The 19183-nt window shown below is 61.3% G+C and carries 16 protein-coding genes; 4 read left to right on the top strand and 12 right to left on the bottom strand.

The window, feature by feature from the left end; all coding sequences use genetic code 11:
• The first annotated feature begins 104 nt into the window (after positions 1–104).
• Positions 105–1730, top strand: a complete 1626-nt coding sequence (locus KCG87_RS08660; RefSeq protein WP_210557052.1) for a methyl-accepting chemotaxis protein — start codon at positions 105–107, stop codon at positions 1728–1730.
• Positions 1731–1798: 68 nt separating this feature from the next.
• Here KCG87_RS08660 and KCG87_RS08655 read toward each other — a convergent pair whose 3' ends face one another.
• Positions 1799–2530: a hypothetical protein gene (locus KCG87_RS08655; protein ID WP_210557054.1), complete on the bottom strand. Its 732-nt coding sequence runs from the start codon at positions 2528–2530 to the stop codon at positions 1799–1801.
• A 232-nt stretch (positions 2531–2762) separates the two neighbouring features.
• On the opposite strand from KCG87_RS08655, the gene KCG87_RS08650 reads away from it, so the two are divergent.
• Positions 2763–3950, top strand: coding sequence for an aminotransferase class I/II-fold pyridoxal phosphate-dependent enzyme (locus tag KCG87_RS08650; RefSeq protein WP_210557056.1), 1188 nt, complete (start codon positions 2763–2765; stop codon positions 3948–3950).
• Between the two features lie 143 nt (positions 3951–4093).
• Here the strand turns inward: KCG87_RS08650 and KCG87_RS08645 are convergent, their stop codons facing one another.
• From KCG87_RS08645 to KCG87_RS08610, 8 genes are all read right to left on the bottom strand, one after another.
• Positions 4094–5071 (bottom strand): D-glycerate dehydrogenase, encoded by a 978-nt coding sequence (locus KCG87_RS08645; RefSeq protein WP_210557058.1) that lies wholly within the window; start codon positions 5069–5071, stop codon positions 4094–4096.
• Positions 5072–5085: 14 nt separating this feature from the next.
• On the bottom strand, positions 5086–6384 hold the full coding sequence (locus tag KCG87_RS08640) for an MFS transporter (RefSeq protein ID WP_210557060.1): 1299 nt from the start codon (positions 6382–6384) through the stop codon (positions 5086–5088).
• A 96-nt stretch (positions 6385–6480) separates the two neighbouring features.
• Positions 6481–7488, bottom strand: coding sequence for a sugar kinase (locus tag KCG87_RS08635; RefSeq protein WP_210557062.1), 1008 nt, complete (start codon positions 7486–7488; stop codon positions 6481–6483).
• A complete protein-coding gene (locus tag KCG87_RS08630) occupies positions 7481–8263 on the bottom strand; it encodes an AP endonuclease (protein WP_098963967.1) in 783 nt (260 codons plus the stop codon). Before KCG87_RS08630 ends, KCG87_RS08635 begins: the two co-directional genes overlap by 8 nt.
• Before the next feature lie 154 nt (positions 8264–8417).
• A complete protein-coding gene (locus tag KCG87_RS08625; RefSeq protein ID WP_348983737.1) occupies positions 8418–9443 on the bottom strand; it encodes a LacI family DNA-binding transcriptional regulator in 1026 nt (341 codons plus the stop codon).
• 165 nt (positions 9444–9608) lie between these two features.
• Positions 9609–10250 carry a DUF1345 domain-containing protein gene (locus KCG87_RS08620; RefSeq protein ID WP_027611985.1) on the bottom strand — a complete coding sequence of 214 codons (642 nt, stop codon included), beginning with the start codon at positions 10248–10250 and terminating at the stop codon, positions 9609–9611.
• A 371-nt stretch (positions 10251–10621) separates the two neighbouring features.
• Positions 10622–13720, bottom strand: a complete 3099-nt coding sequence (locus KCG87_RS08615) for an efflux RND transporter permease subunit (RefSeq protein ID WP_210557064.1) — start codon at positions 13718–13720, stop codon at positions 10622–10624.
• A gap of 15 nt (positions 13721–13735) precedes the next feature.
• Positions 13736–14893, bottom strand: a complete 1158-nt coding sequence (locus tag KCG87_RS08610) for an efflux RND transporter periplasmic adaptor subunit (RefSeq protein ID WP_210557066.1) — start codon at positions 14891–14893, stop codon at positions 13736–13738.
• 275 nt (positions 14894–15168) lie between these two features.
• Here KCG87_RS08610 and KCG87_RS08605 point away from each other — a divergent pair, with 275 nt between their 5' ends.
• The gene (locus KCG87_RS08605) at positions 15169–15870 is read left to right on the top strand and encodes a response regulator transcription factor (RefSeq protein ID WP_003224662.1); all 702 of its coding nucleotides are present in this window, start codon (positions 15169–15171) and stop codon (positions 15868–15870) included.
• A gap of 4 nt (positions 15871–15874) precedes the next feature.
• Positions 15875–17176: an ATP-binding protein gene (locus tag KCG87_RS08600; protein WP_210557068.1), complete on the top strand. Its 1302-nt coding sequence runs from the start codon at positions 15875–15877 to the stop codon at positions 17174–17176.
• Between the two features lie 113 nt (positions 17177–17289).
• Here KCG87_RS08600 and pncA read toward each other — a convergent pair whose 3' ends face one another.
• From pncA to KCG87_RS08585, 3 genes are read right to left on the bottom strand one after another with little or no spacing between them, the layout of a single operon-like run.
• Positions 17290–17916: a bifunctional nicotinamidase/pyrazinamidase gene (gene pncA, locus KCG87_RS08595; RefSeq protein ID WP_098963969.1), complete on the bottom strand. Its 627-nt coding sequence runs from the start codon at positions 17914–17916 to the stop codon at positions 17290–17292.
• Positions 17917–17965: 49 nt separating this feature from the next.
• Positions 17966–18724, bottom strand: a complete 759-nt coding sequence (locus tag KCG87_RS08590) for a transcriptional regulator (RefSeq protein WP_210557069.1) — start codon at positions 18722–18724, stop codon at positions 17966–17968.
• A complete protein-coding gene (locus KCG87_RS08585; protein ID WP_230679381.1) occupies positions 18721–19179 on the bottom strand; it encodes a sigma-70 family RNA polymerase sigma factor in 459 nt (152 codons plus the stop codon). Before KCG87_RS08585 ends, KCG87_RS08590 begins: the two co-directional genes overlap by 4 nt.
• Positions 19180–19183 lie beyond the last annotated feature (4 nt).

The raw sequence follows: 19183 nt of genomic DNA, 5'->3' as shown, positions 1-19183 counted from the left end.
CGCACACAGATTCCCTCGAACAGTGACGCCTGACTGGTTCCGCCCCCAAGGGCCAGTGATGACGGCAAGGACGCTCGCAGTTACCTCTATCCGAGAGTCCAACCATGTCCTTGCGTAACCTGAATATCGCGCCCCGTGCCTTCCTCGGTTTTGCCTTTATCGCCTTGCTGGTGATTGTCCTTGGTGTGTTCGCCGTCAACCGCATGTCGACCATCCGCCAGGCTTCCATCGACATGGAGACCAATCAACTGCCCAGCGTCACCTACCTTGGCGTGGTCACGGAAAACGTTCTGCGCCTGCGGATTCTGTCGTTCCGGATTCTGGTCAACCGCGACCCGGCAGGCCTGCAAGAAGCGCAAACGCGAATCGGCGTGCTGGTGGAAAAGGTGCGCAGCGCTCAGGCCAGTTATGCCGCGTTGCCGGCAGAGAGTGAAGAGCGTGCGTTGTATCAGACGTTCGCGACCACGCTCGACAACTACCTGCAAGCGCAAAACCAGATGATGGAGCTGTCGCGTCAGGACAAGGTCGACGAGATGCGCACCTTGATCAACACGCGAATCAAGGACGGCACCGACCAGATGGGCGAGCAACTCAACAAGCTGATCGCGATCAATGCGGCGGGAGCGAAAGTCGCCTCCAATCAGGCCGGTGAACATTACGACAGCGCCATTACCGGCATCATCGTTGTTGCCGTGGTCGCCGCGCTCGCCACGGTACTGCTGGCCCTGTTGCTGACTCGCAGCATCGTCACCCCATTGAATCGTGCCGTACAGGCTGCGCAAACCATCGCCGGCGGCAACTTGACCCAGTCGATTGAAGTCGACGGCAAGGACGAAGCCACCCAACTGCTGCAAGCCCTGTCCACGATGCAGATCAACCTGCGCAAAACCATCGAACAGATCGCCGGTTCCGCGACTCAGTTGGGCGCGGCTGCCGAAGAGCTGAGCGCGGTCACCGAAGAGGCTTCCCGTGGCCTGCAACAGCAGAACAACGAGATCGAACAAGCCGCCACCGCCGTCAACGAAATGACCGCCGCTGTGGAAGAGGTGGCACGCAACGCGGTGTCGACGTCCGAAGCGTCGAACCAGTCGACCCAGGCCGCCCGCGAAGGTCGTGACCAAGTGGTGAAAACCGTCGACGCGATCCAGACCATGACCCATGACGTGCAGAGCACCGCGCAAATGATCGAAGGCCTCGCCGCGCAGGGTCGCGACATCGGCAAGGTGCTGGATGTGATCCGCGCCATCGCCGAACAGACCAACCTGCTGGCCCTCAACGCGGCGATCGAAGCAGCGCGTGCCGGTGAGGCCGGACGCGGTTTTGCGGTGGTAGCGGACGAAGTTCGCGCATTGGCGCATCGCACTGCGCAATCGACTCAGGAAATCGAAAAAATGGTCGCTGGCATCCAGAACGGTACCGGCGAAGCGGTGTCGTCGATGCAGCAAAGCAACCAGCGCACCCAGACCACTCTGGAAATGGCCCGCGCTGCGGGTGTGGCGCTGGAGCAAATCACCCAGTCGATCCACCAGATCAACGAACGCAACCTGGTGATCGCCAGTGCCTCGGAAGAACAGGCCCAGGTCTCGCGTGAGGTCGACCGCAACCTGGTCAACATCCGTGATCTGGCCACGCAGTCCGCCGCCGGCGCGAATCAAACCAGCGCCGCGACCCATGAGCTGTCGCGTCTGGCGGTGGATTTGAATGCCATGGTGGCGCGGTTTGTGATTTGAGAAATACGCAGTTGCCTGATGTGGGCCGAACCAGATGAGTGTTCGGCCCACCTCGAAGAGTCAGCGCTTCAAGACAGGTCCACTTTGACTTGCTTAAACGAAGACTGTTGCCCAAGGTTTCCTGCACGATCGCGCAGCCTGTAAAACGCGAACATCGTGCCGGAACCTATCTCACGGATAATCGCGCCACTCAGTTTGATAACGGTACGTGAAGTTGCGTCATGCACCGTTTCAATGATGACTGGCTCCGCCGCAAGTGAGCCAAAGTGAAATTCGATGCTGTCGCAGGCTCGCTGCTGCATATAGATGGCAATGGTTACCAGAACTTCATCATTGTGGGCGGCGAGATACTGCGGTGTGATCCCCTCACTGTCGATTTCTGGTGGAAATTGCGGAGGCTCTCCCGGATTGCCGAAGTTGGGAGCCGTTAGATCGACCGTAATCGGCGTGCTCGCGGCCATGTCTTCATTCCCGCCAATATCGAGGATGTATGAAACCTCATATACGCCTTCTTGTACCAGGTGTGCCTCAGGAATATGGGCCTCAAATGGGAAAAGCGCCGGGTCGATGGGTGTCGTAAAAGGATAGTCCGCCACCCTATTCCCGTTTAACAACAGCCTTAACAGTACGGGCACGCCTGGATCAGAAGGTGAACTATACCATTCTGGAATTAACACCTTTAGTGGAGATCCTAATGCACTCAATGGCAACAGGTTAACCTGACTGCCAGGGAAATTGGGCCGCGCATCCGGGATTTCCGGTGCGTCCAATAAGAGGATTTTTTCATTCAGATTCGTCATCGTTTCAACACTCCGTCGTTTCGATTAGAGGGGGCCGCAGTTGTTTCCTCATGTTGATTAAGCGAGCGTTTGTGAAGTGGGTCTACTGTCAACTCTGACAGGTAGTCAGTCGACCGCTAATCGACCACAGTACGAAGTTCTTCTTTAAATTCATCCAAAGGACAAAGCGGCTGGCGCGGTTTGTGATTTGACCTAGGGTGAAGGCTGGAGACCGCGCAATCAGGAGACGTGCATGCGCTATTCAGCCTTGACCCAACGCATCGCCGGGGAGGGAGCCGCTGCCTGGCAGATTCATGACCGAGCGCTGGAGCTGCGCGCCGAGGGCGTCGATATCCTGCTGCTGAGCGTGGGGGATCCGGATTTCGATACGCCGCTGCCGATCATTCATGGCGCCATCGACAGTCTGCTGGCCGGCGATACGCATTATTCCGAAGTGCGTGGTCGCTTGGCGCTGCGCAAATTGATCGCCGCCCGCCACCAGCGGCGCAGCGGTCAGGTGGTGGATGCCGAGCACGTGATCGTGCTGCCCGGCGCGCAATGCGCGGTGTATTCCGTCGCGCAATGCCTGCTGGATCCGGGTGACGAAGTGATCGTCGCCGAGCCGATGTACGTGACGTATGAGGGTGTGTTCGGCGCGTGCGGCGCGACAGTGGTGCCGGTGCCGGTCAGGCCGGAGAATGGCTTTCGCGTTGACCCCGCCGATGTCGCCGCGCGGATCACGCCGAAGACCCGCGCGATGTTGCTCAACAGTCCGAATAATCCTTCCGGCGCGAGCCTGTCGCTGCTGATCTGGCAAGAGCTGGCGGCGCTGTGCGTGCGCCACGATTTGTGGCTGATCAGCGACGAGGTCTACAGCGATCTGCTCTACGAGGGCGAACACATCAGCCCGGCGAGCCTGCCGGGCATGGCCGAACGCACGGCAACCATCAACAGCCTGTCGAAATCCCATGCCATGACCGGCTGGCGCATTGGCTGGTCGATCGGGCCGAAGGTGCTGGCCGAGCATCTGGTGAACCTGTCGTTGAGCATGCTTTTCGGCCTGCCGGATTTTGTGCAGAAAGCAGCGGAGGTCGCGTTGGCAAGCGATCTGCCGGAGGTGACGCAGATGCGCGACGAATACCGTTTGCGCCGCGATCTGGTGTGCGAGCGCTTGCGCGGTTGTCCGGGGTTGCAGCCGATTCGCCCGGATGGCGGGATGTTCGTGATGGTCGATGTGCGCCAGACCGGGTTTGGCGCGCAGGGGTTTGCCGAGCGCTTGCTGGAAGGTTATGGGGTCTCTGTGCTGGCTGGCGAAGCGTTCGGGCCGAGTGCGGCGGGGCATATTCGCATCGGGCTGGTGCTGGATCGGGTGCAGCTGGCGGATGCCTGTGCGCGGATTGCGTTGTGTGCGGTGCAGCTGTTGCAGGCGCGTAGTGCCTGACAGTGTTGTGTTGCCTGAACTGGCCTCTTCGCGAGCAAGCCCGCTCCCACAGTGGATGGGTGTGTACATAATGTTATCTGTACACACCGAACCCTGTGGGAGCGGGCTTGCTCGCGAATGCAATCCGCCATTCAGCGCATTTTTCAGCCCTGCCAAGCCGCCGGATTCACTAGATTCACCGGCTTCTCCCCAGCCAAAGCCGCCAGCAGATTGTCCACCGCACACCTGGCCATCGCCTCCCGCGTCTCATGCGTCGCCGAACCCATGTGCGGCGTTGCCACCACATTATTCAGCTGCAACAACGGCGAATCATGATTCAGCGGTTCACGCTCGAACACATCCAGCCCCGCTGCGCGAATCCGCTGATGGCGCAACGCGTCGATCAGCGCCGCTTCATCCACCACTTTGCCGCGCGAGATATTGATGAAGATGCTCTCGGGGCGCATCAACGCAAACTGCTCGGCGCCAATCAGGCCTTCGGTCTGCGCAGTCAGCGGCAGGGTTAGGCAGATGAAATCGGCCTCTTGCAGCAGCGCTTCCAGGCTGCGGTACTGCGCCGCAAAACGCGTCTCGACTGCCGGTTTGCGCGACTGGCTGTGATAGAGCACCGGCATGCCAAAACCGAAATGCCCGCGCTGCGCGAGCGCTTCGCCGATACGGCCCATGCCGATGATGCCCAGGGTCTTGCCATGCACATCGGTGCCGAAATGCGCCGGGCCGATGTTGCGATGCCATTGGCCGCTGCGCACCATGTTCGCCAGCTCGACCACGCGTCGGGCCGTGGCGAGGATCAGGGCAAAACCGGTGTCGGCGGTGGTTTCGGTGAGCACGTCCGGGGTGTTGCTAAGGAGGATCTTGCGCCGGGTCAGGTAGTCGATGTCGTAGTTGTCGACACCCACTGAGACACTGGCGATGGCCTCAAGCTGCGGCGCCAGATCGAGCAGCGCGGCGTCGAGTTTCAGGCTGGCGCCGAGTAAACCGTGGGCGCCGGGCAGGGCGTCGCGCAGTTTCATCAAGCCGTCGGCGTCGAGGCTTTCGATCAGCGTCACTTCGCAGTTTTGTTGCAGGCGCGTCATCAGCGCCGGCGAGAGTTTCTTGTACAGCACGACTTGCTTTTTCATGGGCAAAAATCTCTTCAGGAATGCGCCGGCACGGGACGCGTGACTACGGCTTTGGCCACGACACGATCACTGGCGCCAGGCTTGAGAAAAATCGTCAGCACCACCGACAGCAGCAACGCGCCGCTCATCAGCAGGTACGAAGCACCGGGCGAACCGGTGGAGCTGTTCAGGTAGCCGACCAGGTACGAGCCGCCGAACGAACCGAGCGCGCCCATGCTGTTGATCAGCGCCATGGCACCGCCGGCGACGTTGGCCGGGAGGATCTCCGGAACGATGGCGAAGAACGGCCCGTACGGCGCGTACATGCAGGCGCCGGCGACCACCAGCAGCGTGTACGACCACCAGAAATGTTCCGCGCCCAAGGCGTAGGAACCGTAGAACGCAATGGAGGCGATCAGCAGTGGCGGCCATACGAAGCGTTTGCGCTTCTGCAGTTTGTCCGAGCCCCACGACACCGCGAGCATGCCGATCACTGCAGCCAGGTACGGCAGCGCCGACAGCCAGCCGGCCTCGATCATGTCCATTTGCGCGCCGGCCTTGAGGATCGACGGCAGCCACAGCACGAAGCCGTAGACGCCGATGCTCCAGCAGAAAAACTGCAGCGCCAGAATGATCACCTTCGGCGAGCGGAACGCTTCGGCGTAGTTCTTCACCGCTTTGATCCCGACCTGTTCGGCGGCGAGAGCGCTTTCCAGGTCGTGCTTTTCCTGTTCGCTCAGCCACTTGGCCTGAGCAGGACGATCATCGGCCAGCTTCCACCAGATAAACGCCCAGATCACCGCCGGCAAACCTTCGATGATGAACATCCAGCGCCAGCTGAAGTGCTGCACCAGATAGCCCGAAACCACCGACATCCACAGCATCGTTACCGGGTTGCCGAGGATCAGAAAGGTGTTGGCCCGCGAGCGTTCGGCGCGAGTGAACCAGTGGCACAGGTAAACCAGCATCGCCGGCATCACCGCGGCTTCGACCACGCCGAGCATGAAGCGAATCACGATCAGCCAGTAGGCGTTGGACACGACGCCGGTCAGGGTGGCGAGGCCGCCCCAGAAAATCAGGCTGAAGAAAATCAGCTTTTTCACGCTGTGCTTCTGCGCGTAGATCGCTCCCGGTACCTGGAAGAAAAAGTAACCGAGGAAGAACAGCGCGCCGAGCAATGAAGACAGGCCCGGGGTGATCATCAGGTCGGCGGCCATGCCGGAGGCGGCGGCAAAGCCATAGTTGGCGCGGTCGAGATACGCCAGGCTGTAGGTGATGAACACGATCGGCATGATGTACCACCAGCGGCGGGCGGCGAGGGATGCGGTTTTCATGGTGTTGCTCCTGAGCTTGTTGTTTTTGTCGCAGCAGGTTCAATTAATGGGTTGTCTGAGCGGGCCTCATCGCGAGCAGGCTCACTCCTACAAGGGTTATGTGTTTGCCGCTGCAGCTGTGACTGGCGGAGATCCACTGTAGGAGTGAGCCTGCTCGCGATCAGCGGCTTCGAATTCAGCGGAGAGCTCGGGCCGGGTCGGCAACCCCTCCATGTCCCCGCGACTCTGCACCGCCCGACTGCCAATCCAGTTCGCGCGTTGCACCGCCTCGGCAAAACTCTGATGCTCCAGCAGGGCACTGATCATGCCAACCGCAAAGCCATCACCCGCACCCACGGTGTCGACCACGTTGGCCACCGGCACCCCGGCGACAAAACCCTGATCCAGATGCGTGCGGTAATAGGCACCTTGCGGCCCAAGCTTGATCGCCACGGCTTCGGCGCCCTGATCGAGATAAAACGCCGCGATGTCCGCCGGGTCTTCGAAGCCGGTCAGCAAGCGACCTTCGCTCAAGCCCGGCAAGACCCAGTGGGCGAGGGCGGCGAGGCGGTTGATCTCGCGGATCATCTCTTGCTCAGAGGCCCACAGACTCGGGCGCAGATTGGGGTCGAACGACACGCTGCGCCCGGCATGACGCATGCGTGTCATCAGCTCAAGCGACATTTCCCGCGCACTGGCCGATAGCGCTGGTGGAATTCCGGTGGCGTGCAGATGGCGGGCGCTGAGCAAAGTGTCGCTGATCGACTGTACGGACAGATGACTGGCCGCCGAGCCACGGCGGAAATACTCGACCTGCGGATCGCTGCCGTCGTCGTTACGCGACTTGAACTGGAAACCGGTCGGGTGCTGGTGATCGACCGCGACGTGACTGCAATCCAGACCTTCCTTGATCAAGGTCTCGACTACAAAACGTCCGAGGGAATCGGCGCCGACCCGGCTCAGCCACGCCACATTGAAGCCCAGCCGCGACAGACCGATCGCCACATTGCTGTCGGCGCCGGCAATGCGTTTGTGAAAATGCTCGACCGCAGCCAGATCTCCGGTCTGCTCGGCGACCAGCATCGCCATGGTTTCGCCGAACGACAGAATATCGATGTCAGACATGGGCAGGCTCCAGACGCGATTGACCAAGGCGGGCGAGGGCGGCGACGTGCTCGGTGGTCAGTGCCACCAGGTCATCGCCCTGCAACGGGTATTCGGCGGCACGCATAACGCCTTGGGCCATGTGCCGCAGCAGTTGTTCCCACAAATGCAGGTCGCTGACGGCGGGCGGCACGGCGACCAGTTTGCCGTCGGCGCGGCGGGCCACGGCTTTGCAGTGCACGTAGCCGACGTGGCGTCCGAGCAGACGTGCGGCGTTGGCGGCGGACTGGTCTTGCCACTGCCAGTTGCCGATATCGAAGGTCATCTTGATCGGCAAATCATGCTGCTCCACCGCCGCGAAAAAACGCTGGAACGGCTCGATGCGGCCGCCCTGCAAGGTCTGGTCGTTTTCCACCAGCAGTTGCACCGGGCTGGCGCCGAGCAGCTGTTTCAGCGCCTGCAAATCACAGTTGTCGGTGAAGTAACCGAGCGAGACTTTCAACCATTTCGAGCCGAATGCTTCTGCATGTTGCAGGGCGTTGATCAGCTCGGGATTGGGCCGCGCCTGACCGGCGAGCCACAGTTCGCTCGGCGACGAATAGATGCTTTGCAGTCCCTGCGCCCGAGTGGCGGCTTGCAGTTGCTCGGGCACTTCGCGGGTAAGCAGCTCTTCGCGCCATTCGATGCGATCAGCGCCAGCGGCGGCCAGCACATCGATGAAGAAGTCCTGCCCGCGTTGGCGCACAAGCTCGGCGCCGTAGCTGGAAAGGCTGATGGAAACGGCAGGTTTATTCATTGTTATCTACCTCTGAAACCGGTTTCATTTTTGTTCAAAAAAATCTGATTGATCTTCGTCGGGCGTTCGGGCGCCATCGCGAGCAGGCTCACTCCTACATTTGGAATGCGCTCCCCCTGTAGGAGTGAGCCTGCTCGCGATGGCGCCATAACATTCACCGCAAAGATCCTCGGGTAGACCCGCGCTCAATCAGCACCGGCGCAAAATCCACTCTGCGCGCTACCTCGACATCCCCCCGCAAACGCTTGAGCAAACACTCAAACGCCCGCGCGCCAATCTCGGCTGTGGGCTGGGCGAGGGCGGTTATTCCGCTGCCGACCAACGGGTACCAATCCAGATCATCCAGGGCAATCAGCCCGACATCCTCGAACAATCGGCAACCGATTTCACGCAAGGCCAGGGTACAGGTCAGCGCTGCCACACCGTTGGCGCAGAACAGTGCTTTCGGCCCGGTCGCCGGTGTGTCCAAAAAGATTTGAAGATGAGTAGCGAGTGCGTCGCCGGTTTCCAGCACCGCCCCGGTCAACCCGGAGCGCTGGGCGATCTGCGTCCGAAAACTACTGACCCGCTCGATCCGCGAACTGGTGCCGTCATAAGGCTCAGTCACCAGCAACACATCGCGATAGCCGCGCTGTTCCAGGTGCTTCAGCGCCATCTCAACAGCTTGCGGATTGTTCAGCCCGACCATGTCGCTGTCGAGGCCATCGACCTTGCGGTCCACCAGCACCAAGGGCATTTCCCGGTGCAACTCGTGGAGTTCGTCACGGTGATGGCCTAGGGTGTTCACGATCAGCCCCTCGATGTTGTACGAGCGCAACAGCGCCAGATGCTGGCGCTCCTGCTCGTCGTCGCGGTCGGTGTTGCACACCACCAGGCTGTAGCCGTGCGCACGGCAGGCGGTTTCCACCCCGTGCATCACGGCAATCGAATAAGGGTTGCGGATATCGGCCACCAGCATGCCGATCAGGCGCGTGCGCCCGCGTTTCAGACCACGGGCCATCTGGTTCGGGCGATAACCCAGCTCACTGATCGCCTGCTCGATTCGCAAGGCGATGGCATCGGAGAGCAGGGCGCGGTCGTCGCCGATGAAGCGCGAGACGCTGGCCTTGGATACGCCGGCGCGTTCGGCAACATCAAGCATGGTCACGCGGCTGCGCTGGGCGGCGGAGAAGTCGTTCACGGTCTGAAACCTATTATTGGATTTATTCGTTTCATGCGCCGCGATGGCGATGAAACCGGTTTCAGGAAACACCAGATGCTGACACTCCGTCAAGTAAATGCGCGTGGTACTTCAACTTGGCGCCGACGGGCGGTGCTCAGCGTTATTGAAGTATCTGCGCAATGCTCAGCCAAACAGGCCGGCAGCAATATTGATCGAAAAGCCCAGAATCGCGGTGTTGAACACAAAACCGATCAATGATTGCGCCAGGACGATCTTGCGAATATCGCGGGTAGCCACGCCGACATCGGCAGTCTGCACCGCCACGCCGATGGTGAAGGAGAAATACAGGAAGTCCCAATAATTGGGCGTGGTCAGGCCTTCAGCGAAACGCAGGGCCGGTTCCTTGCCATCCCAGGTGTAAAACAGGCGCGCGTAGTGCACACAGAAGATCACCCCGATCACCAGCCAGGAACCTACGACGGTGACGGCGGTGAACGCGTAATGCAGAAGTTTGTGATGGGTATCCAGATCCTTGGTGCCGGCCAGTTCCAGGGTGATGGCGGCCAGGCTGGCCAATGCTGCGATACACACCACGAACAGCACCAGTCCGGCATTCTCGTCTTCGACGACGGCGATGCGTTTGACGTCCGGTGCCTTGGCCCGGGTGGCGAGCCAGAACATCAGGATCAGGTAAGTCCAGACGCCGGCGTTCCAGCCGATGAGGATTTTGCTGACGACGGAGTCGGCAGGGACCAGCAGGCCGGTGGCAAGGCCGACCAAAGCGGCGGCGGACAGGCGAGGGTGGGTGCGGGCGAGAAAGCGCATGGGGACTCGATGGGCCAGGATGTTTTTACACCTTAGCCCAGCGACGTCTCGGATGACCACTGACTTGACTGTTCGAATGACTTTGTGGGATCGGGCTTGCTCGCGAAAGCGCTGCGTCAGCCAGATGAATACTGACTGACACGACGCCTTCGCGAGCAAGCCCGCTCCCACAGGGTTCAGTGGTGTTTAGTGAAGCGTTGAACGAGCTTCATCACTACCACAAAGAACAACGGCACGAAAATCACCGGATGACCACTGACGTGACTGTTCGATGACCTTGTGGGAGCGGGCTTGCTCGCGAAAGCGGTGTGTCAGCTACATGAATACTGACTGACACGAAGCCTTCGCGAGCAAGCCCGCTCCCACAGGGTTCAGTGGTGTTTGGTAAAGCGTTGTACGAGCTTCATGACCACCACGAAGAACAACGGCACGAAAATCACGGCCAATGTCGCCGTGATCATCCCGCCGATCACCCCGGTACCGATCGCCTGCTGGCTCGCCGAACTGGCGCCAGTGGCGATGGCCAACGGCACCACGCCGAGGATGAACGCCAGCGAAGTCATGACGATCGGGCGCAGACGCAGGCGCGCGGCTTGCAACGTCGCGTCGATCAGGTCGTGACCTTCGTCGTACAGGCTCTTGGCGAACTCGATGATCAGGATCGCGTTCTTCGCCGAAAGACCGATGATGGTAATCAGCCCGACCTTGAAGAACACATCGTTGGGCATGCCGCGCAAGGTCACCGCCAGCACTGCGCCGAGCACACCCAGCGGCACCACCAGCAGCACCGAAGTCGGAATCGACCAGCTCTCGTACAGCGCCGCCAGGCACAGGAACACGATCAGCAACGACAGACCGAGCAGGATCGGCGCTTGACTGCCGGACAAACGTTCCTGCAACGACAGCCCGGTCCATTCCTGACCCAGACCTTTCGGCCCTTGGGCGACCAGCCGTTCGATCTCCGCCATGGCCTCGCCGGTGCTGTGCCCGGGCGATGGCTCGCCGGAAATCGCAATCGCCGGGTAGCCGTTATAGCGGGTCAATTGCGCCGGGCCTTGGGTCCATTTCGCCTGGACGAACGCCGACAGCGGCACCATGTGCCCGGCATTGTTGCGCACGTGCATTTTCAGCAGATCATCGACCTGACTGCGCTGATTGCCTTCGGCCTGCACCACCACCCGCTGCATGCGCCCCTGATTGGGGAAGTCGTTGATGTAGGAAGAACCCACGGCGGTGGACAACATGCTGCCGATGTCTGCGAACGACACGCCCAGCGCATTGGCCTGCTTGCGGTCTACCTCCAGTTGTACCTGCGGCGCTTCGGCCAGCGCGCTTTCGCGCACGTTCATCAGCACCGGGCTTTTCTCGGCGGCGGCGAGCAGTTCAGTGCGCGCCTGCATCAATGTCGCATGACCGAGACCGCCGCGATCCTGCAGACGGAATTCGAAACCGCTCGACGTGCCGAGGCCGTCTACGGGCGGTGGCAATACCGAGAACGCCATGGCGTCCTTGATCTGGCTCAGGGCGATGTTGGCACGGTCGGCAATCGAGCTTGCCGCATCATCGCTGCTGCGCTGCGACCAATCCTTCAGCGTGGAAAAGGCCAGCGCCGCGTTCTGCCCGCTACCAGAGAAGCTGAATCCGAGAATCACCACACTGTCACTGATACCGGGCTCGCCAGCGTTATGCGCTTCAAGCTGCTCGGCGACTTGCACCGTACGGTTCTTGGTGGCCCCGGGTGGCAGTTGAATATCGGTGATGGTGTAACCCTGATCCTCAACCGGCAGGAACGAGGAGGGCAGACGCGCAAAGCACAACCCCATGCCGATCAGCAGCACGCCGTAGATCAGCAGATAACGCCCGCTGCGCTTCAGCGCGTAGCCGACCCAGCCTTGATAGCGATCGGTCAGTTGCTCGAAGCGGCGGTTGAACCAGCCGAAGAATCCGCTTTTCTCGTGGTGCTCGCCCTTGGCAATTGGCTTGAGCAGCGTGGCGCACAGTGCAGGCGTCAGCGTCAGGGCCAAAAACGCCGAGAACAGAATCGAGGTCGCCATCGACAGCGAGAACTGTCGGTAAATCACGCCCACCGAACCCTGCATGAATGCCATCGGGATGAACACCGCCACCAGCACCAGGGTAATGCCGATGATCGCCCCGGTAATCTGCTTCATCGCCTTGCGCGTCGCTTCTTTCGGCGACAGGCCTTCAGTGGCCATGATGCGCTCGACGTTTTCCACCACGACAATAGCATCGTCCACCAGAATGCCGATCGCCAGGACCATGCCGAACATGGTCAGTACGTTGATCGAGAAACCCAGCGCGAGCATGGTGGCGAAGGTGCCCATCAGGGCCACCGGCACCACCAGCGTCGGGATCAGCGTGTATCGGATGTTCTGCAGGAACAGGAACATCACCGCAAACACCAGCAGCATCGCTTCGCCCAAGGTGTAAACCACTTTGGTGATCGAGACTTTGACGAACGGCGAGGTGTCGTACGGAATCTTGTATTCGACGCCGGCCGGGAAGTAGCGCGACAGTTCGTCCATCTTCGCCCGGATCAATGTGGCGGTCGCCAAGGCATTGGCCCCCGGCGCCAGTTGCACGCCGACGGCGGTGGACGGCTTGCCGTTCAGGCGCGTGCCGAACTGGTATTCCTGACTGCCGACTTCGACCCGTGCCACATCGCCGATGCGCACGGTGGAGCCGTCTGGGTTGGCCTTGAGCACGATGTCGGCGAACTCTTCCGGCGTCGACAACTGCCCCTTGATCAGAATCGTCGCGGTGATTTCCTGCGAGGACGGATTGGGCAAGTCACCAATGCTGCCCGCCGAGACCTGGGCGTTCTGCGCAACGATGGCGGCGTTGACGTCGGCCGGGGTCAGGTTGAAACCGATCAGCTTCTGCGGATCGATCCAGATCCGCATCGCCCGTTCGGCGCCATACAGCTGCGCCTTGCCGACGCCGTCGATGCGCTTGATTTCGTTCATCACGTTACGCGCCAGATAATCACTGAGCGCTACGTCATCAAGCTTGCCGTCGCTGGAGGTCAGGGTGATCAGCAACAGGAAACCGGCAGAGACTTTCTCCACCTGCAGGCCTTGCTGATTGACTGCCTGCGGCAGGCGCGACTCGACCACTTTGAGGCGGTTCTGCACATCGACCTGCGCCAGTTCCGGGTTAGTGCCCGGCTGGAACGTCGCTTTGATCGTCGCGCTGCCGAGGCTGCTCTGCGATTCGAAGTACAGCAGGTGATCGGCGCCGTTGAGTTCTTCTTCGATCAGGCTGACCACGCTTTCATCGACGGTCTGCGCCGAGGCGCCAGGGTACACCGCGTAGATTTCGATCTGTGGCGGCGCGACATCGGGGTACTGCGCCACCGGCAATTGCGGAATGGCCAGCGCACCGGCCAACAGGATGAACAGGGCGACAACCCAGGCGAACACCGGGCGATCGATAAAGAACTGCGGCATATGAAAGCGTCCTGCTTACTGACCAGAGGTCTGGGCAAGTGGAAGAGGGGTGTCGTCGATCTGCACTTTTTCGCCTGGACGGGCGTGTTGCAGGCCTTCGATGACAATGCGGTCGCCGGGCTTGAGGCCGCCGGTGACGATCCAGCGGTCGTTCTGCACCGCGCCCAGTTGCACCGGCTGCTGGGCGACGCGCATCTGCTCGTCGACGGTCAGCACCTGGGCGATACCCGCGCTGTCACGCTGCACCGCACGTTGCGGCACGGTGATGCCGTTCTGTACGGTGGCTTGTTGCAGACGTACACGGATGAAGCTGCCCGGCAGCAGGTCGAGATCGGGATTGGGGAACTCGCTGCGCAGAATGATCTGGCCGGTGCCCGGATCGACGCTGATGTCGCTGAACAGCAATTTACCCGGCAACGGATAGAGGCTGCCGTCATCCTGAATCAGCGTGGCCTTGACCTGATCCTGACCGACTGCCTGCAACTGCCCGGAACGGAGCGCGCGACGCAGTTCGTTGAGTTCACGGGTCGACTGAGTAAGGTCGGCGTAGATCGGGTTGAGCTGCTGAATCAGCGCCAGCGGCGTGGTTTCGTTCTGCCCGACCAGCGCACCTTCAGTGACCAATGCACGGCCGACCCGCCCGGAAATCGGCGCGGTGACGGTGGCGTAGCCGAGGTTCAGCTTCGCGCGTTCCACTGCAGCTTTATTGGCCGCCACATCGGCGGCGGTTTGCCGGGAATTGGCGCGGGCGTTGTCGTAATCCTGAGCGCTGATGGCCTTGTCGTCGATCAACTGCGCGTAGCGTTGTTCCTGCAGCCTGGCCTGGAAGGCATTGGCCTCGGCCTTGCGCAACGCGGCTTCGGCGCTATCTAGATCAGCCTTGAACGGTGCCGGGTCAATGCGAAACAGCACGTCACCCTTTTTCACGTCGCTGCCTTCACGGAAGGTCCGTTGCAGCACCACCCCGGCCACTCGGGCACGCACTTCAGCGATGCGCGGGGCGGCGATACGCCCGCTCAGTTCGCTGCTGATCGACAGGGGGCGGGCCTCGATGGTCTCGATGCGCACGGTAGCTGGCGGCGCTTCTTCTTCGGCCTTCGAGGACGAATCACAGGCGCTCAGCAACAGCGCAGCGGCGATCAGGCCGAGCCCGGCCAGAAGATTTTTTGACATGTACCACCCCCAATATTGAAGCCCGCATCCTAAGGCCAGACGCCGAGGGTAGCGGTGAAGCTTTGTAGGTGCTGTGTGAAATTGTGTAAGGGTTTTACTCAGGGACGGGCGAGGGCGTATATCCTTTACGCCTTGAAATTTATTGCGACAGATAAACCGCCATCGCGAGCAGGCTCACTCCTACAAGGTTCGTGTCTGACACAGTTCCAATGTAGGAGTGAGCCTGCTCGCGATGAGGCCCAAACAGTCGCCACAGCACTTTCCTGGAACACCCCATGCCCAACATCCTCCTGGTCGAAGACGACACCGCCCTCGCCGAACTGATTTCCAGCTACCTGGAGCGCAACGGCTATTCCGTCAGCGTGATCGGCCGTGGTGACCACGTGCGTGAGCGAGCACGGATCAATCCGCCGGATCTGGTGATCCTCGACCTGATGCTGCCGGGCCTTGACGGCTTGCAAGTCTGCCGCCTGCTGCGGGCCGATTCGGCGACGCTGCCGATCCTGATGTTGACCGCTCGCGACGACAGTCACGATCAGGTGCTGGGCCTGGAAATGGGCGCCGACGATTACGTCACCAAACCCTGCGAGCCACGGGTTCTGCTGGCCCGGGTGCGTACTTTGCTACGGCGCAGCAGCCTCGGTGAACCGATGACGGTCAATGACCGGATTGTGATGGGCAATCTCTGCATCGACCTGTCCGAGCGCACCGTGACCTGGCGCGAGCAACCGGTCGAGCTGTCCAGCGGCGAATACAATTTGCTGGTGGTGCTGGCCCGGCATGCCGGGGAAGTGCTGAGCCGCGATCAAATCCTGCAACGCCTGCGCGGCATCGAGTTCAACGGCACCGACCGTTCGGTAGACGTGGCGATTTCCAAGCTGCGGCGCAAGTTCGACGACCACGCCGGCGAGGCGCGCAAGATCAAGACGGTATGGGGCAAGGGCTACCTGTTCAGCCGCTCCGAGTGGGAATGCTGAGCTGATGTTCAGAATCCTCTTTCGCCTGTATCTGGTGACGATCGTCTCCTACAGCGCGGCGATCTATCTGGTGCCGGATCTGGTGATCATGGCGTTCCGCGAGCGCTTCATCACCTACAACCTCGACTACTCGCGCGGCCTGCAATCGCTGATCACCCGGCAGTTTCACGCGGTGCCGCAGGATCAGTGGCCGGCACTCGCGCAATCAATGGACAAGGATTTCCAGCCGCTGCACATCGCTCTGGCGCGCATCGACGACGCCGGGTTCACCGCCCCCGAGCAAGTGCGCTTGCGCGCTGGGGAAAACGTGGTGCGCATTGGCGATTGGGGATGGCGCACCTTGGCGGTCACGCCGCTGAACGAAGACGTCGCTGTGCAAATGGTGGTACCGCCGGATCCGCTGGACGTCAATCTGTTGTACTGGAGCATCAACGTGCTGATCGGTGCGAGCATGCTCGCCTGCCTGCTGCTGTGGATTCGCCCGCACTGGCGCGATCTGGAGCGCCTCAAGGGCGCTGCCGAACGCTTCGGCAAGGGCCACCTGAACGAGCGCACGCAGATCCCCGCCAGCTCCAACATCGGCAGCCTGGCCAACGTGTTCGACACCATGGCCGGCGATATCGAAAATCTGCTCAACCAGCAGCGCGACCTGCTGAATGCGGTGTCCCACGAATTGCGCACGCCGCTGACCCGTCTGGACTTCGGTCTGGCCTTGGCGCTGTCCGATGATTTGCCGGCGACCAGTCGCGAGCGCCTGCAAGGACTGGTCGCACACATTCGGGAACTGGATGAGCTGGTGCTGGAACTGCTGTCTTACAGCCGCCTGCAGAACCCGGCGCAGTTGCCGGAGCAGGTCGAGGTTTCGCTGGATGAGTTCATCGACAGCATTCTGGGCAGTGTCGATGAAGAACTGGACTCGCCGGACATCGTCATCGACGTGCTGCTGCACGGTCAGCTCGAACGTTTCACGCTGGATCCGCGCCTGACCGCCCGGGCGATCCAGAACCTGCTGCGCAATGCCATGCGCTATTGCGAAAAACGCATTCAGATTGGCGTGCAGGTCAGCCCCGATGGTTGCGAGATCTGGGTCGACGACGATGGCATTGGCATCCCGGATGACGAGCGTGAGCGGATTTTCGAACCGTTTTATCGACTTGATCGCAGTCGTGATCGGGCTACCGGCGGCTTTGGTCTGGGCCTGGCCATCAGCCGTCGGGCGCTGGAGGCGCAGGGCGGGACCTTGACGGTTGAAAGTTCGCCGCTGGGTGGGGCGCGGTTCAGGTTGTGGTTGCCTGACATGACTTGACCCGAAACCCGTGGGAGCGGGCTTGCTCGCGAAGGCGGAGTGTCAGTCGACATAAATTAATCTGACACACCGCCTTCGCGAGCAAGCCCGCTCCCACAGGGGGTTTGTGTTGCTCAGATCAGTTGGTTCGACTGAATCAAGCCAACCCCGGCCGTCTGCATCCGCTCCATCGCCGCTGCCAGTGACCCATCCCTGTCAATGGCACGACAGGCATCCAGCACCACGAACGCGTTGAACCCCGCCGCCCGGGCATCCAGTGCAGAAAACATCACACAGAAATCCAGCGCCAGACCGACCATGTACACCGTGTCGATACCGCGCTCCTTCAGATAACCGGCCAGACCGGTGGTGGTGCGCCGGTCCGCCTCGAGAAACGCCGAATAGCTGTCGATGTCCGGATTACAGCCCTTGCGGATGATCAGTTGCGCGTGCGGCAGGTTCAGCTCGGGGTGAAACTCGGCGCCGGCAGTGCCTTGCACACAATGCTCCGGCCAGAGTACCTGCTCGCCGTAGGGCAACTGAATTACCTCGTAAGGCTGGTGTCCGGGGTGGCTTGAGGCAAAGGACGCGTGGCCGCTCGGGTGCCAGTCCTGGGCAATCACCACCTGTTTGAACAGGCCACCGAGGCGATTGATCAGCGGCACGATCTGATCGCCTTCGGGCACGGCCAACTGGCCGCCGGGGATGAAGTCGTTCTGCACGTCAATGACCAGCAGGGCGGTGCGGGGTGAAATCTGCATCGGGGCTTCCTCCTTGGATAATCACCCGCTCAGCATAGTGGAGCGGCACTCACGCGCCCAGCTTGTCGACCAGGTGTTTTGCCAGGTCTTCCAGCGCCGGCGCCGGGTTGTGCCCGATCAACATCCACGCATGCTCACCTTCGGTCCAGTACACCACGTTCATTTCGTGGCGCCGTTCGTGCGCCAAAGGCTGGCTGCCACTGTTGGAGCGAGTCACGCACAAGGCCAGCGGCCCGTGTTTCGCATCGAGATAGGTCAGTTGCGCAATCGGCACACCGTCGTACTCGAGCATTTGTGCACGTTTGAGTTCGGCGCCCGGTAACCTCACCAGTGCCGGCGACAGACTCAGCCCCAATCGTGCATCCACCGCACGCAGTTGCGCGCGCTGGCTGGCTTCGTCACTGGGCAGGTGATCGAGGGTTTGCGGCACATACAGTGCCATGTAGTCGCCCACCAGGGCGCGCCAGTTATGCGTTTGCTGCGTTTGCCAGGCGAGAAACAGGCGATCGGCCAACACGCCGCCCGCCAGCAGACTCGCGGCGGCCGCACCGATGAACCAGCGTCGATTCAAGCCAGGCCGCTGGGGGGCGGGGATGGCATCGAGGCGCGCCTGCAAACGTTCCAGCGGTGCCTGTTGCGCCAGTTCGTCATAGGCATCCTTGTACGGCAGGCTGCTGCGTTCGAACCATTGCACGCGCAGGCTGAGCAACGGATCGTCGGCAATCGCGCTGTCGAGCTGGCTGCGATAGGCGGGGTCCAGCTCGTCATCGAGGTAGGCCACCAGTTGTTCGTCGGAGGGCTTGTTCATGGGCGGTCACCTCCGGTGGTTTTCGGCACGGCTTGCAGGGGCGGGTATTCGGCCAGTTTCAGGCGCGCGGTGGCCAGACGGCTCATCACCGTGCCGATCGGCACCTGCAGGATCTCGGCGACTTCACGGTAGGACAGGCCTTCGACATAAGCCAGATACACGGTTTCGCGCTGGGTTTCCGGCAACGCATCGACCCGGCGGATCACCTGCGCCGCCATTACATGAGTCTGCGCGGCGTATTCGCCATCGAAGGCCAGTTGCCCGTCGGCATCGACCTGACCGGCGCCCTGACGCACCCGGCGGGCGCGCACTTCGTTGAGCCAGATCGAATGCAGGATGCTCAGCAACCAGCGATCCATGCGCGTGCCGGCGACATATTGGCCGGCACGCTCCAGCGCCCGCACGCACGTGGCCTGCACCAGATCCTCGGCCACGTGCCGATTGCGCGACAGCAGCAGG

The organism is Pseudomonas sp. MWU347, assembly GCF_017947305.1.
GTDB classification, from domain to species: Bacteria; Pseudomonadota; Gammaproteobacteria; order Pseudomonadales; family Pseudomonadaceae; genus Aquipseudomonas; species Aquipseudomonas putida_A.
This window is presented reverse-complemented; position numbering and strand designations above follow the sequence as displayed.